The organism is Streptomyces xantholiticus, from assembly GCF_014651015.1.
GTDB classification, from domain to species: domain Bacteria; phylum Actinomycetota; class Actinomycetes; order Streptomycetales; family Streptomycetaceae; genus Streptomyces; species Streptomyces xantholiticus.
The window spans coordinates 67,586-82,438 of record NZ_BMWB01000021.1; the positions used below are offsets into that span (position 1 = coordinate 67,586).

The 14,853-nt window shown below is 72.0% G+C and carries 13 protein-coding genes; 5 read left to right on the plus strand and 8 right to left on the minus strand.

Going from position 1 to position 14,853, the window contains the following annotated elements; translation table 11 throughout:
• Positions 1-72: 72 nt before the first annotated feature.
• Positions 73-1,515 carry a D-alanyl-D-alanine carboxypeptidase/D-alanyl-D-alanine endopeptidase gene (gene dacB / locus IE198_RS26150; RefSeq protein ID WP_189890784.1) on the minus strand — a complete coding sequence of 481 codons (1,443 nt, stop codon included), beginning with the start codon at positions 1,513-1,515 and terminating at the stop codon, positions 73-75.
• Positions 1,516-1,613: 98 nt separating this feature from the next.
• On the opposite strand from dacB, the gene IE198_RS26155 reads away from it, so the two are divergent.
• Both IE198_RS26155 and IE198_RS26160 read left to right on the plus strand, forming a co-directional pair.
• Complete coding sequence (locus tag IE198_RS26155; protein ID WP_005314187.1) at positions 1,614-2,108, plus strand: inorganic diphosphatase; 495 nt, start codon at positions 1,614-1,616, stop codon at positions 2,106-2,108.
• A gap of 137 nt (positions 2,109-2,245) precedes the next feature.
• Positions 2,246-3,919, plus strand: coding sequence for a threonine/serine exporter family protein (locus tag IE198_RS26160; protein WP_189890911.1), 1,674 nt, complete (start codon positions 2,246-2,248; stop codon positions 3,917-3,919).
• Between the two features lie 66 nt (positions 3,920-3,985).
• Here IE198_RS26160 and IE198_RS26165 read toward each other — a convergent pair whose 3' ends face one another.
• Entirely contained in the window at positions 3,986-4,687 is a 702-nt protein-coding gene (locus tag IE198_RS26165; RefSeq protein ID WP_189890786.1) for a DedA family protein, read from the minus strand.
• A gap of 133 nt (positions 4,688-4,820) precedes the next feature.
• Here IE198_RS26165 and IE198_RS26170 point away from each other — a divergent pair, with 133 nt between their 5' ends.
• From IE198_RS26170 to IE198_RS26180, 3 genes are all read left to right on the plus strand, one after another.
• A complete protein-coding gene (locus IE198_RS26170; RefSeq protein ID WP_189890788.1) occupies positions 4,821-5,186 on the plus strand; it encodes a YbjQ family protein in 366 nt (121 codons plus the stop codon).
• Positions 5,187-5,303: 117 nt separating this feature from the next.
• Positions 5,304-5,846, plus strand: coding sequence for a DUF5946 family protein (locus IE198_RS26175; protein WP_189890790.1), 543 nt, complete (start codon positions 5,304-5,306; stop codon positions 5,844-5,846).
• Positions 5,847-5,907: 61 nt separating this feature from the next.
• Complete coding sequence (locus IE198_RS26180) at positions 5,908-6,372, plus strand: DUF5946 family protein (RefSeq protein ID WP_189890792.1); 465 nt, start codon at positions 5,908-5,910, stop codon at positions 6,370-6,372.
• Here IE198_RS26180 and IE198_RS26185 read toward each other — a convergent pair.
• The 6 genes from IE198_RS26185 to IE198_RS26210 form a co-directional block, all read right to left on the minus strand.
• The gene (locus IE198_RS26185) at positions 6,365-6,838 is read right to left on the minus strand and encodes a hypothetical protein (protein WP_189890794.1); all 474 of its coding nucleotides are present in this window, start codon (positions 6,836-6,838) and stop codon (positions 6,365-6,367) included. The genes IE198_RS26180 and IE198_RS26185 overlap by 8 nt on opposite strands.
• A 23-nt stretch (positions 6,839-6,861) precedes the next feature.
• Positions 6,862-8,085, minus strand: coding sequence for a cytochrome P450 (locus IE198_RS26190; RefSeq protein ID WP_189890796.1), 1,224 nt, complete (start codon positions 8,083-8,085; stop codon positions 6,862-6,864).
• Between the two features lie 36 nt (positions 8,086-8,121).
• Positions 8,122-9,351 (minus strand): cytochrome P450 family protein, encoded by a 1,230-nt coding sequence (locus IE198_RS26195; protein ID WP_189890798.1) that lies wholly within the window; start codon positions 9,349-9,351, stop codon positions 8,122-8,124.
• 148 nt (positions 9,352-9,499) lie between these two features.
• Positions 9,500-10,519: a lantibiotic dehydratase C-terminal domain-containing protein gene (locus IE198_RS26200; protein WP_189890800.1), complete on the minus strand. Its 1,020-nt coding sequence runs from the start codon at positions 10,517-10,519 to the stop codon at positions 9,500-9,502.
• Complete coding sequence (locus IE198_RS26205; RefSeq protein WP_189890802.1) at positions 10,506-13,262, minus strand: lantibiotic dehydratase family protein; 2,757 nt, start codon at positions 13,260-13,262, stop codon at positions 10,506-10,508. Before IE198_RS26205 ends, IE198_RS26200 begins: the two co-directional genes overlap by 14 nt.
• Positions 13,259-14,821: a nitroreductase family protein gene (locus IE198_RS26210; protein ID WP_189890805.1), complete on the minus strand. Its 1,563-nt coding sequence runs from the start codon at positions 14,819-14,821 to the stop codon at positions 13,259-13,261. The genes IE198_RS26205 and IE198_RS26210 overlap by 4 nt, the downstream gene beginning before the upstream one ends.
• Positions 14,822-14,853: the final 32 nt, after the last annotated feature.

The window sequence follows — 14,853 nt, forward strand, 5'->3', positions numbered from 1 at the left end:
TCTCGGCTCGGGGTGCGGAGAGGTGTTGTCGGCCGCCGATCGGGTCGGCGGCCGCTTTCCCGGCCGCTCCGATCAGGACGCCAGGGCGGCGGCCAGGCGGTCGAGTGCGGGCTGGGCGTCGTGCGGGGAGGGTGTGCCGGCCGCCAGGAACGCGAAGCCGAGGAGTCGTCCGCCCGGGGCAACGACCGTACCGGCCAGGGCGTTGACGCCGGTGAGGGTGCCTGTCTTGGCGCGGACGGGGCCGGTGCCGCCAGAGGCGTCGGACCAGCGGTTCTCGAGAGTGCCGCTGAAGCCGGCGACGGGGAGCCCGGTGAGGATCGGCCGCAGCTCGGGATGCGCCGCGTCGGAGGCGCGGGCGAGGAGGGCGGTGAGCAGCACGGCGGACACCTTGTCGCGGCGGCTCAGGCCACTGCCGTCGGCGAAGCGGGCCCCCGTCAGCGGCAGCTGGAGCCGCCGCAGCTGCTTGGTGACGGCACGTTCCGCGCCCGCGAAGGACGCCTTCTCACCGGTGGCCAGCGCGGTCTGCCGGGCGAGGGCCTCCGCGATGTCGTTGTCGCTGGTGGTGAGCATCCGCTCGACGACCGAGGACAGGGTTTCGGAGAGGACCTGGGCGAGAGGCACGGCGGCGGCGGCCGCGCGGCCGGGGACGGGCGCTCCCGTGCGGACCCCGCGTTCGGCGAGCAGTTGCCCGAAGACACGCGCCGCTTCACCTGCCGGGTCCGCGCTGCGGGTGGCGGCTCCGGTGGTGCGCTCGTCGAGGCGGCCCTGGCCGACCATGAGGGCGCTGACGGGGGCGATGTTGTCGTTGGGGCCGATGGGGTGCAGGGCGGGGCCCTGGTAGAGCGAGACGTCGTACTGGAGCCGGATCTTCGGGGCGGGCTTCGCGTCGTCGCCGGCCCGGTCGCCCTCCTTCACGGCCGTTCCGCGCTCGCGCAGAGCGCGCGCGGTCAGCTCGGCCAGCTCGCCGAGACGGGCCCGGTCGAGGGTGGCGTCGCCGCCGCCGACGAGCGTGATCTCCCCGGCGCCCGGCGCCGCGACGACCGTGGTGGGGATGCGGTGGTCGGGCCCGAGGGCGGTGAGCGCGGCCGCCGCCGTGGCGATCTTGACCGTGGACGCGGGGACCATGGGCGCCTCGGCCCGCTTCCCGTACAGCCGCTCCCCGGTCGCGAGGTCGACGACGCAGGCCGCGGGCGCCGCGCCGAGGCCGGTGTCGGCGAGCAGCGGACCGAGGAGCTCCGGAAGCTCGCCGGGTGCGGTCGGCTCCTTGGCGGTCACGGTCCGCGGGCCTCCCAGAGCGGTGAGAACGGGGGCGGCGCTGGGCGCGGGAGCGGGCGGCTTCGGTATGGGCGGTTCGTGATGTGCGCCACCCGTGGGGCCGTGGGCCGCCGCGCGCGCTCTCTCGGCCTTACGCTGGCCCGAGTCCCAAGGCCCCGCCGCGGCCACCGCCCCGGCGGCCAGGGTGAGGCCGACCACGGCAGCACCGGTTGCAAGCTGCCACGTCCTGACCTTCGGCACCGCGCACCAGCCCCCTTTCGCGATCACACATGTGCGTGAGGGACACTTAACCACCAGTACTGCGTCTTGCTATGTGTTTGATCATGGAGGAGCCACCCGTGGAGTTCGACGTCACCATCGAGATCCCGAAGGGTTCGCGGAACAAGTACGAGGTGGACCACGAGACCGGTCGGATCCGCCTGGACCGTCGACTCTTCACCTCGACCAGCTACCCGGCCGACTACGGCTTCGTCGAGAACACCCTCGGCGAGGACGGCGACCCGCTGGACGCGCTGGTCATCCTTGACGAGCCGACCTTCCCGGGCTGCCTCATCAAGTGCCGCGCCATCGGCATGTTCCGTATGACGGACGAGGCGGGCGGCGACGACAAGCTGCTGTGCGTGCCCGCGTCCGACCCCCGTGTGGAGCACCTGCGGGACATCCACCACGTGTCGGAGTTCGACCGCCTCGAGATCCAGCACTTCTTCGAGGTCTACAAGGACCTGGAGCCCGGCAAGTCCGTCGAGGGCGCCGACTGGGTCGGCCGCGCCGAGGCCGAGGCCGAGATCGAGGCCTCCTTCAAGCGCCTCGAGGCGCAGGGCGGCGCGCACTGACGCCGCGGAGTTGAGCACCCCGACGCGGGCGGGACACCTTGGGTGTCCCGCCCGCGTCGTGTGTCCCCCCATGTCCGTGCCCATACTGGGCAGAAGCGCCGGTCGAGGGACAGTACGTGAGGGAGCGAGGACGACGAGTGGTGGCGGAGCGCGAGGGTCCGGAAGACCGGAAGCCTCAGTCCGACGAGGCGCACAGCGCGTTCACCCCTCCGGCGGGGGTGGAGCAGCCGGAAGCGCCGGAGGAGGACCACCCGAGCTCCGAGTTCGCGGTCCCGGAAGGTCTGGCGCCCGAACCGCCCACCGAGCCGGAAGGCTCGGCGTTCGCTCCACCGAGCACCTACACGGCGCGTAGTTCGCCGCCTGCGTTCACGCCGGCGCACGGCATCCCGGTCGTGCGGCTCACCAAGGACGCGCCCTGGCAGGACCGGATGCGGGCGATGCTGCGGATGCCGGTGGGCGAGCGGCCGGTGCCGGAGGCGCCGCACCGGCACGACGAGGCCGGTCCTGCCGTTCCCCGCGTGCTCGACCTGACGCTGCGTATCGGCGAGCTGCTGCTCGCGGGCGGCGAGGGCGCGGAGGACGTCGAGGCGGCGATGTTCGCCATCTCGCGCTCGTACGGGCTTGACCGCTGCGAGCCGACGGTCACCTTCACCCTGCTGTCGATCACGTATCAGCCGTCGCTGGTCGACGACCCGGTGACGGCGAACCGCACCGTGCGGCGGCGCGGCACCGACTACACCCGGCTGGCCGCGGTCTACCGACTGGTCCACGACATCAGCGTCGAGGAGTCGGACGTCACGCTGGAGGAGGCCTACCGGCGGCTCGCCGAGATCCGCCGTAACCGGCACCCCTACCCCGGGTGGGCGCTGACGCTGGCCGGCGGTCTGCTGGCCGGATCGGCGTCGGTGCTGGTGGGCGGTGACCTGGTGGTGTTCCTGGCCGCCGCGGTCAGTGCGATGCTCGGCGACCGGCTGGCCTGGCTCTGCGCGGGGCGCGGGCTGCCGGAGTTCTACCAGTTCGTGGCGGCCGCGATGCCGTCGGCGGCGATGGGCGTGGCGCTGACGCTGTCGCCCCTCGAACTGCGGGCGTCCGCGGTGATCACCGGTGGGCTGTTCGCGCTGATCCCGGGCCGGGCGCTGGTCGCCGGTGTGCAGGACGGACTGACCGGTTTCTACATCACCGCGGCCGCCCGGTTGCTGGAGGTCGGCTATCTGGTGGTGGCCATCGTGGTCGGTGTGCTGTCGGTGCTCTATCTGGGCATCGCGCTGGACGCGGCGCTCAATCCGGAGACGGCGATCCACAGCGTGCCGCGGCCCGTGCCGCAGACTCTGGCGGCGATGGGCCTGTCGCTGTGTTTCGCCGTGATGCTCCAGCAGGAGCGCAGCACGGTCGCGCTGGTCACCTTCAACGGCGGTGTCGCCTGGGTCGTCTACGGCGCGCTCGCGGACGTCGGGAACGTCTCGCCGGTCGCCGCGACGGCGGCCGCGGCGGGTCTGGTGGGCCTGTTCGGGCAGATGCTCTCGCGATACCGCTTCGCCTCCGCGCTGCCGTACGTCACCGCGGCCATCGGCCCGCTGCTGCCCGGTAGTGCCATGTACTTCGGTCTGCTGGAGATCGCCCGCGGCAACACGAACTCCGGTCTGGCCTCGCTGAGCACGGCGGCCGCGCTGGCGCTGGCCATCGCGATCGGGGTCAACCTGGGGGGCGAGATCTCCCGGCTGTTCCTGCGGGTGCCGGGCGTCACCGGGGCGCTGCCCGGTGCGGAGACACCCGGCGGACGCCGCGCGGCCAAGCGGACACGCGGTTTCTAGGGTGTGGTTCCAGATGTACCCGTCCGACCATGATCCGCCGGGCGCACCCTCGGCCGTACGGAAGCGTCAGCGCTTGGCGTGACGGCCGCCGCCGCGCGGGGAGGACGGCGGGATCCCGTCGTCGGGGGCGGAGTCTGCGGCCGCCTTCCTGCCCTTGGACCGGGCCCGCAGGAACTCGATCGCGATCGGGACGACCGAGATCAGCACGATCAGGATCAGGATCGCCTCGATGTGCTCGTGAACGAAGTCGATCTTGCCGAGCGCGGCGCCGAGCAGGGTGACACCGGCTCCCCACAGGACACCGCCGATGACGTTGAAGGTGACGAACGAGCGGTAGTTCATCCGGCTCACACCGGCGATGATCGGCGTGAACGTCCGCACGATGGGCACGAAGCGGGCCAGGACCAGGGACTTCGGGCCGTACTTCTCGAAGAACTCGTGGGCCTTCTCCACGTTCTCCTGCTTGAAGAGCCTGGAGTCGGGGCGCTTGAAGAGGGCCGGGCCGACCTTGCGACCGAAGAGATAGCCGACCTGGTCGCCGATGACGGCGGCGACCACGACGAGGGTGCAGACCAGCCACAGGGGCTGCTTGATCACGTCGGTGGTCACCAGCAGGCCCGTGGTGAACAGCAGAGAGTCGCCGGGGAGGAAGAACCCGATCAGCAGACCGGACTCGGCGAAGACGATCACCAGCACACCGATCAGGCCGAACGTGGTGATCAGATAGTCCGGGTCCAGCCAGCTCGGTCCGAGCGCAAGGGTGTTCACGAGGTCCGGGCTCCTGTGGTGATAGTCGTCGGCATGGTCGGCTGCCCAAAGCTATCAACGCATACGGGTGACATCGCGTTCCACCGGCCGTCCGCGGATGCGGGGTGAACGCAAGCTCGCGAAGCTGTGCACCATGGGTATCGAAGACTACGGAGGCGGGCAGGGCCCGCAGTCCGACGTGCTGGTGGTCACGACGAACGACATCCCGGGCTTCCGCGTGGAGCAGGTGATCGGTGAGATCTTCGGACTGACCGTGCGCTCGCGTCATCTGGGCAGCCAGATCGGAGCCGGCCTGAAGTCCATGGTCGGCGGTGAGCTCAAGGGCCTCACCAAGACTCTCGTGGAGACCCGTAACCAGGCCATGGAGCGTCTGATCGAACAGGCGCGATCACGGGGGGCGAACGCGGTTCTGGCGTTCCGCTTCGATGTGACGGAGGCCGCGGACGTCGGCACGGAGGTCTGCGCGTACGGCACGGCGGTGGTGATCACCAGGACGTGACGGGCGCCGGTGCCCGCGCTCTGGTGGGCAATCCCGGTGGGTGATCGACCAGTTGTGAGGAAACGGGTACGGGACCGCGCCCCGGGGTGACCATCCCGCTGCGGCATAATCCGTGACATGAAGGATCGTCGACGCTCACCGCACGACGCTGTGGCCTGTCCTGGGTGCGGGCTGGTCGAGGAAGGCGACGCGTCGGGGTCGGTACACGCCTATATGTCCACTGGGGCCGTGTGCTGGGGTCTTTTCTCCCAGCTGCTCGCCGAGCTCGGTCCGGAAGCGACACGGCTGGCCACGGACGCGTACGCGGCGCAGCATCCCTTTGGCAGGGAGGACGACCGTCGGCAGCGGCAGTCGGTCGCGGTGCATCTGACGGCGCTCTGCCTGCATGTGGAAAACCGGGTGCGCGAGAAGCAGCTGCGGCGCATGATGACATCGCTCAGCCGGTTGGTGCTGCCGCGGCTGGAGGTGCCGGAGTGGCCGATGCTGGCGTCGCCGTCCGACCTCGGGCAGGTCACCGTGGGGGACGTGGACCGGGCGGGCCCCGAGGAACGTCCCCAGGTGATCGAGGAATGGGCTTCGTCGGTCTGGGCGGCCTGGGCGGAGGAGCACGACACCGTGCGGGGCTGGGCGGCACTGGCGCTGAGCGCCTACGGGCGTTGACGCGGCGAACAGTGAGCACGAAGTACAGAAGCGCAACAGGGCAACCGGGCAAGGCGAGCACATGACTGAACAGAGCGACGCGGACGGTGTCACCGGGGGCTGTGTGCGCTGCGGCCCCGCCTATCTGGAGCTGCTCGCCCTCTCGTACAACGACCCTGAGCGGCGGCCACACCACCAGGTGCTGGTGGACAGCTACAGCGTGCAGCACCCGGGCGGAGACGACCCCGTAGCCATGCAGCGGCTGTCCATCTGCCTGATGACCTTGTACCTCTTTCTGGAACGCGGCGCCGATGCCCGGCACGGGCCGCAGTTGCACCGCCGCATGGTGCACAGGGCGCGGTTCACCCGGCTCGAGCCGCACCCCGCGGCCCAGGACCTGCACAGCAGGCTCACCGCAGCCGACGTCGCCGCAGTGGACGCCACGCAATACGAGAAGCAGCTGTGGGCCTGGGCCGGGGAAGTGTGGGGCGCCTGGCGGGAGCACCACGCCCAGGTACGGGCGTGGACCGACGCGTCCCTCAGCTGACGGCCGGGCCGCCGCCCGGGTTCGCCCCGGTGGGGATGAAGGCGTCGGCGCCGGGCGGCACGAACTCCTGCGGGCGGGCCGGCGGCTCGGGAGATCCCGGCTGGAAAGCCATCCCCACCCCGGCGGTCAGCGCGCCCACCAGGCTGTCCAGGCCCGTGGCCGCGGCCTCCACGCCGAAGTAGCGGCGCTCGGTGGGGCGGTAGCCGATCAGCTCGACCACATGGGACACCCCGGGCGGTCGGCCGTACGCGGCCTCCTGCGAGTCCCACAGATAGACCGCGCCCCAGAGTTCTCCCTCCGGGCCGGTCGAGGAGATCCACACCTTCTGCCGCAGGCCGGGCACCTTCTCATAGCTGTCGACCGCATAGTCCCGCAGATAGGCGCGCAGGGAGCGGACCGTCTGCGGGGACCGCGACAGGTCCCACAGAATGATGGAGCAGTACAGAGACGTGTCCTGATCGCTCATGTCGACTTCCTCTCGGTGGCCGGTCACCACTCCACCCGGAGTTCCCGCGGGTAGTGGTGGAAGAGGTTGCGGGTGAACTCGGTCTTCCAGGGATCGCCGGACGGCCGCAGTTGGGGGAACCGCGCGAGTAGCCGGGTGAAGCCCTCCTGGAGCTCAACCCGGGCCACGGACGCGCCGAGGCAGAAGTGCCCGCCCGCACCGAAGGCCAGATGGTGGTGAGGCGCACCGTGCGAGGGGTCGAACACCTCGGGCCGGTCGGTGCGCCTCTCGTCCCGGCCGGCCGAGTCCAGGGAGATCAGCACCGTCGCCCCGGGCGGCAGGGTGACCTCGCCGAGCCGCACCTCCTCAGTGGTGTAGGTGGTGCCGGCGAAGCCGGTCCCGGCCTGGGCATAGCGCAGGATCTCCTCGACGGCGGCGGCCATCGACACCGAGCCCGACCGCAGCCGTTCCAGCTCGGCCGGGTGCTGGAAGAGGGCGAGCATGCCGTTGGCGAACTGCACGGCGGTGGATTCGTATCCCGCGGTGGCCAGCAGGAAGACGGTGGAGACCAGCTCCTCGTCGGTCACCGTCTCCGTGCCCTCCCGGTCAGCGGAGAGCAGCAGCCCGATCACTCCGGGCCCGGGGTGGGCACGCTCCCTGGCCACCAGCTCGGCGGCGACCCCGTACAGCGAGCGCATCGCCTCACCGAAGGCCGCGGTCGAAGGTGCGGCGCCGCGCAGCCGGGTGGCCCAGTCCTGAAGCCGGTCGCGCAACTGCGGGGTCAGGTCGAAGAGCCCGGCGAGCACCTGGACCGGGATCCGGTAGGCGAAGTCCGAGACGAACTCGGCCGTACGGTCAGGGCGTGCCGCCATCTCGTCCAGGGCCTCATCGACGGTCTGCCGGATCCGCGGGCGCAGGGACTCGGCATGCTGCGGAGTGAGCACCGAGCCGAGCCGGGACCGCCAGCGGGCGTGGGCGGCGGGGTCGGCCAGTTGGGCACCGAAGTCGAACTGCCCCGGGCCGGGGGCCGGTCCTGCACGGCGCTGCTCGCGCACCGCGTTCTGCCGGACCGGGCTACGGCTGAACCGCTCGTCGGTGAGGACGGTGCGGACGTCATCGAAGCGGGTCACCAGCCAGGCGCGGGCGCCGCCGGGCAGGGTCACGGGAGCGACCGGCGCCTCGTTGCGGCGCCGGGCCAGCTCGGGCGGCTGGGTGAAGGGGCAGGTGAGCGGGAACGGATAGGCGTCGGTCTCCTGTGCGGTGTCCATCGGGCTCCTCCGGTGGTGACGGGACGTCAGGTCAGGTCAGGTCAGGACGCGCAGCTCGCGCGGGTAGTAGGTGAAGAGGTTGCTGGTGAGCTCCACGGCGTCCAGGTCGCCGTCATGGTGCAGGCCCGGGAAGCGGGCCAGGGTGCGGGCGACCGCCTCCTGCATCTCCACCCGGGCGAGCGCCGCACCCAGGCAGTAGTGCGGGCCGTAGCCGAACGCCGTCTGTCGGCGCGCCTGGGCCCGGTCCAGGGCCAGGGTGTCGGCGTCCGTTCCGAAGATCTGCTCGTCGCGGTTGGCCGAGGCCAGCGAAACGAAGACGGTGGATCCGGCCGGGATCGTCACGCCGGACATCTCGACGTCCTCGGTGGTGAACTTGGCGATGGCGTATCCGGTGCCCATCTGTGCATAGCGCAGCAGTTCCTCGACTGCCTGGTCGATCCGCTCCGGCTTTTCGCGCAGAGAGCGCATCTGGTCGGGGTCGCGCAGCAGGGCGTAGAAGATGTTGCCCAGCTGCACGGCGGTGCTTTCGTAGCCGGCCATGAGCAGCAGAATCACCGTGGAGACCAGCTCCTCGTTGGTGAGCCCTTCGGCGTCGCCCTCCTCGTCGCGGAGGGTTATCAGGGTGCTCAGCAGGTCGTCGCCCAGGTCCTTCCGCTTGCGCACGATCAGGCCGACCGCATAACGGCCGATCGACTGGAGCGCCTGCCCGAACTCGATGAAGGAGGACTGCATGTCGCGGCGCGTGAGCTGGGCCGCCAGCTCGGTGAACTCGGGGCGGGCAGCGTCCTCGATGCCCAGCAGGTCGCAGATCACGATGATCGGCAGCCGGTAGGCGAAGTCCGCCATCAGGTCGAAGCCCTCGCCGCGGACGGCCAGTTCACCGAGGAGGGCGTCGGTGTGCGCGGCGATCTCTTTGCGCATCGACTCGGCCTGCCGGGAGGTGAAGGCGCGGTTGACGATGCGACGCCAGCGAGTGTGGCCCGGGGGCTCGGAGATGGTGCCGCCGAAGTTGAACAGCGGGCTGTCGGCGTCGGCCTGGAAGCCCGTGTCCACGCGAGCGGCACCGTCCCGGTGGATCGACCGGCTGAACCGGGGGTCGGTGAGCGCGGCGCGTACATCCTCGTAACGAGTGATCAGCCATGCCTCGTCACCGCTTTCGAGCCGGACCTTGGCCACCGGTTGGTGGCCGCGAAGCCAGGCGAACTCCTCGGGCATGGCGAAGGGGCAGTGCCGGGCGAAGGGATAGGTGCGGTCGGTGACGTCCATGAATTCTCCTCGAGGGCGTGCGGAAGAGGCTGCGCCAGGGCCTGGTCGGCGGATCTTGGTGGAGCTCGGCGCCACGTGGAGGGCGAGCCGAGACGGAGCGAGCGAATCGAGCGCAGTGCGGCAAGCCGCCGGACAGGCCTGGCGGGTTTCAGGAAGTGGGCGCGAGGTCGGCGTGGGCGCCGAGTCGTTCGCGCCGGGTGGTCCGGACCCGGTCCAGCAGGTCTGCCGCGGGGGGGAGCCCGGCGTATTCGCTGATCACGTGGTGTCCGAGCCAGCCGAGAAAGGACTCCTGCTCGGGGATCAGCCCAAGCCGGTTGTTGTGCGTGTGCAGATAGCTCACCAGCAGAATCTGCCGCCGTCGGGCCACTGGGGCGTCGTTGCCGCCCAGGGTGACCGCGGGCAGCACCGTGTCGGCGGATTCAGCCAGCTCACGCCATGCGGTGCCCACCGCCCGGCCGAACGGATCGGCCGGCTCCTGGTGGGACTGGGCGAGCAGCGTGGCCGCGTGTCGGCCGACGGGCCCCCGGCGCACGCGCAGCAGCTCGGGCCAGTCCGCCAGGAACCGGTCGAAGACATAGGGCGACCAGAGCACGCAGTAGTGGGCGAAGAAGCCGGCCATCTCGGCCGGGGTGAGCCGGGCGGCGCACAGCCCACGCAGCATCGTGGAGAAGGCGGCGCCGAGCCGCTTCCCGGAGCCGCCGGGGAGGCGGGCCAGCGTGGCCAGCGCCACATCGCTGCTCGCGACGAAGAAGCGCTCCGCGATGGCCACGCCGAGGTTGCCTCCGTACTTCTCCACCTCCGGGGTGTAGGTGGCGTGGTGCACCGAATCGGGCGGCAGCACCTCGCTCGCCGTCTCCGCTTCCAGGACGGCCATGGTGGCCTGTGCGGGACCGAACTCCTCGGCGTCGAAGCCCGTGCCGGCGGGGTGGCGGGCCAGAAATGCGGCGAGAGCGTCGGCCACGTCCTGCGCCGTCTTCAGGGAGGTCCGCAGGCGCAGCCTGATGTGGTGGCCGCCCTGCCAGTAGCGCAGAAAGAAGAACTCCTCCACCGCCCCCGAGGCGCGCAGCGGCGTCAGCACCGGGCCGAGGCCGTCGACCAGGAAGCCGTCCTGGTCTTCGTAACGGTGGATGTGCAGGCTCTGCCAGGCGGCGGCTTCAGTCCTGGACACGGTGGTCCTCCTCAAAGTGCGGGCGAGCGGGGCGGGAGGAAAGCGTGTACTCCAGAAGGAACTCCTCCGCGCTCCGCGGCGGGTGCGCCGCGGGGGCCTCGGCGGGCGACGGCAGACACTCGTGAAAGATCACGGTCCCGTCGGCGGCCTCGGTCAGCTGCCGCGCGAGTACCTGGAGCAGAAAGGGATTACGGGAATCGAGGTAGTGCGGCTTGTGCAGTCGGGCGCTGCGGGCTTGAAGGGCCCACCGGCGGGTCTCCTCCAGCACATCCCCCGACCCGTCGCCGGGTGGCGGAGCGGAGATCAGCTGGAAGAAGCAGTGGCGCGGGACGCCGTGCTCGCGGCGCCAGCAGTCGAAGCGGGCCAGCATCCCGGTGTCCCACTCCCCGCCGCCGGCGAGCTCGGGGACGTCCTTGGCCGGGAAGCTCCAGGAAGCCCGGTCCAGCACCAGGCCACCCAGCCGCACCCGGGGGCGCCGCTGGGGTCCGGGCGGGACGGCCCGGCCCGACCTGGCGTCCGCGCGGGCCAGCTGCTCCCACAGGCCGCCGCGGTAGGTGCGGGTGGGAGCGAAGGCGCACAGAAAGCGGTACAGGCCGGGTGCCGCCGCCGGGTAAAGGAAGTTGAGTGGCACCAGGTCCACTGTTTCGCCGTCCCGCGCGGAGACGAGCTGGAGCCGGCGCCGACGGTGGTCGGCACGGACGAACAGGTCTGCCAGCGTCAGCGGCTCCGACGGGCCAGGGCGGGCGACGGACCCGGGGTAGACCAGCTCATAGGGGCTGAGCCGGGGGTGCAGGTTGAAGTTGAGGCCGAGAACGGCGGTGAGATCGGTCTGCCGCGGCGCATTGGAGGTGATCCACGGGCGCAGCGCGCCGGCGAGGCTCCAGCCCTTTGGACCGGCGGTTTCCAGCAGTTCGCAGAAGCGGGAGAAGAACACGCCCTGGCCGGTGGTGACTCCGTTGACGACGGCCAGTCGCTCGCCCGCCTCGGTGGCGATCTGCACCCGGTAGGCCGCGGAGCGCCAGGGCAGCAGGGAAGCGGGCAGGCGGTCGGCGAAGGCGCGCAGCCGGGCGGTGTCCAGCCGTACTTCGCCCTCCCGGCCGACGGCGGCGCGCAGTTCGTCGAGGAGTTCCGTACGCAACTCGCGCAGCCGGTCGCAGTGCGCGTCGCCCTGCCCCGTCGCCACCGCCGCAGCGTCGTTCGGCGCGAGTTCGGCGAAGGCCCGGTAGAACTCGATGGCCGGGACCGGGCGCTCGTCGCCGCCGTACAGCCGGGTGAAGTACGTGTACAGGCCGGCCTTCTCGATGGACGCGTCGTCCAGCACAGGCACGATCCGCTGGAAGAGCTCCAGGGAGGCCCGCTCGCGCTCGACCAGCGCGGTCGGGTCGTCGTGCGGCGGCTCCCGGGTCCCGACATCCTCGAAGACCACCGAACGCATTGCCTCTGGTGCGGGGGTGGGGGCGCCGCACAACTCGACGAAGCGGGCGACCTGCTCCCGCACCTCGGCCAGCAGGCCGGCGCGCTCGTCGGCGTCGGCGCCGGCGAAGGCGTCCTCGATGGTCTGCAGCCGCGCAAAGATCTCCGCGCACTGGGCGGCCTGTGGCCCGGGCAGGGCGCGCAGCCGTGCTGCGACGGCCTGCGCCGGGCGCGGCTGCTGGTCCGGCAGCCCGAGTCCGCGGTGGCACAGGCCGGCCTCCACCAGCTTGTCCACGGCGCGGGCGGCGGCGTCCGGGGCGAGTCCGGCCGCCGTCAGGTGGTCGCGGAGGGCGCGCTCGGTCAGATCGCCGTCGGACAGCAGTCGGCGGAGCAGCCGCACCAGCTCGGTGTTCCTGGCCGAGACGACCTGGGCCGCCCCGAACGCGGATGCGTCGGCGCCGTCCGGGGACCGGCGAACGCACAGTACCCGGTCGCCGTGGGAGATCAGGGAGTTGTTGAGCCGGATCCGCATCAGGTCCTCGGCGCCCGCCAGGCGCCGCAGCTCGTAGCTCATCCACGACAGCAGGCCGACGCTCAGCCGGACCTGCGACGGGCGGCGCGCGGCCCGGTCGGCGACGGGCCCGCCGGCGCCCGGTCGGTCCCAGGGGCGGGCGCCGATCTCAGTGAAGGAGCCGAAGGGAGAGGGCTTGAGCACCACCCGGTAGGCGAAGCTGGTGAGGGTGTTCTCCAGCCGGCGTCGTCTGCTGGGCTTACGACCCGTCGCGTGAGGATCGGCGGCGTAGCCGCGCAGCGCGCGCCAGGTGGCCTCGTCGGAGAGCTGCACACCGCGCTGGAAGTCCTCGTGGGCCATGAGCGCGGCCAGTGCCGTGCGTCCGGCGTTCAGTTCGCCGGGGAGGACGGCGGCGGCCTCGTCGAGCAGCCGGTCGCCTTCGGCGCGCTTCCGCAGCCAGGACTCCAGCAGCTCCCGGCACTCCGGCGGGAGCCCGACCGGGCTCGGGAGCGCGGCAGGGGGCCGGTCGTTGTGGATGGTCCGGCGCAGCCGCAGCAGGCCGCGCCGCTCAGCGGCGGGCAGGCCGGGGACGGCGGCGTAGAGGGCGTCCTCCAGACGGTCGCGCAGCTCTTCACGCGCCCGGGCGCAGCGCTCGGCGCGGTCCAGCAGCTCCCAGGTGCGCTGGGGGACCAGCCCGTCCAGGGCCGTGGGTGTGAGGGTGCCGCGCCGGAAGAGGAGGTAGGGGCTGAATCCCTCGCCATCGGCCTCCGACAGCCGCTGCCGCCGCTCGGTGTCTGTCAGCTCTTCGGTTCCGGTCACCGTTGTGAAATCCCTATCTCCCATTGCGGGTCCGTGCGCACTGCGCCGACACAGATCTGCCCCTGTACGCCGTGGCCGCTGTCCACCAGCCGGTACGCCCGGTCGATGAGGTCCGCGTCGAAGCCGAGGACCGGATGGCCGGAGAGCCGTTCGGCGGCGGCGGCCAGGGTGATCGCCTCCACGGCGGCTCCCACTGCGAGTTGCTGCTCCCGGTAGGCCACCGGCCCTCGCCACGCCCGCCAGTCCAGCGGAGTGCTGATGTGCACCGTGAAGGCCGCGAGTTCCGGGTTGAAGGAGGCGGCGAAGAGCGCCTTGCGGACGGTGACCGCGCAGCGCGGATCGGTGTCCGCGCCGGTGCGGAGCAGGGTTTGGGCCTCCGGCTGGTAGCGGTACCAGTCCGGCGCCACGCCGGACACCCGGTGAACCGCGCAGTGCAGCCGGGTGCGCGCGGCCCAGTGCGCGGCCGGCCCGGATCCGGTGCGGGCGAGCCGGCTGAGCGCATCCGCCGCGGTGTGCAGCACGGTCGCCAGGGCGGCGCACTCCACCTCCGCCCCGGTGAACCGCGCGCCCCGGGAGGCACGCCGGGCCCGTACGGCGGGGTCGAGCAGCGCCGGGCGCCGAGGGGCGGCAAGGGGCACGGGCTCCAGGGGCGGTGGCGGCGGCGGTTCGCCGCCGGCCGCCAAAGCGGGCGGGACGGCGGGCTCCTGACAGGCCCGCTGCAGCCGGTCGAAGGCGGCTGAGCGCTTGATCCGGCGGGACCGCTCCAGGGCCCGCGGGGGCGCGGGGACGGAGGCCGGGGGGGCCGCGCCGCGGGGGCCGCCCGGCGGGCCGAACCCGAGGACCGCCCAGGGGACCTCCCGCGCGTCCTCGGTGGCCGCGATCCCGAGGCATTCGGCGACGGCCGCTCCGAGGAAGCCGGTGCGCAGCCGGGTGGGGCCCGGTTCGGCCTCGGCCAGCCGCAGGACCCGGCCCAGCACCACACCGGCGTCCACTGCGGCGAGCCGGGCGGTGAAGTCGCCGTACTTGTAGAAGCTCTTCCAGAAGCGGGTGACGAGTACCACGAGGTGCCCTGTGGGCTCGCCCTCGGCGAACCCCAGCGTCCGGCGGAGCAGGGCCGCGGCACCGGTGCGGCCGAGGCAGACCAGCTCATGCCGGTACGGGCAGTAGTGGTGGACGAGGTCCTCCTCGGCCGGCACCACATACGCCTCCGTGGGGTACATGCCGCCGCCGGACGGGACGGGCCGGCGCAGCTGGATACGCGGCCCGCGGTGCGGCACCGGCGTCTCGGGCGTGGCCTGGACGCCGCCGGCGGGATCGTTGCGCACCCTGCTGATCGCCAGGCTGCCGCTCAGCACCCGGTGGAGCGCGCTGAGAGGCCCGGTGGAGGCGGACAGCGGAGTGCGCCGGCCCCCGCTGTACACCGTGACGGGCCAGGGGCCGTCGGCCCAGTCCACCCGCCAGTCGGGCGGATTGGCTCCGCGTGGATCACGCCGCAGTCCCTCGGTGTACGCATAGAGGTCGTCGTTGGTGACGGGCTCGGGCACGGTGGGCTGTGCCATGGCGCGATCCCCTCCATTTCCGGTTCTCGTCG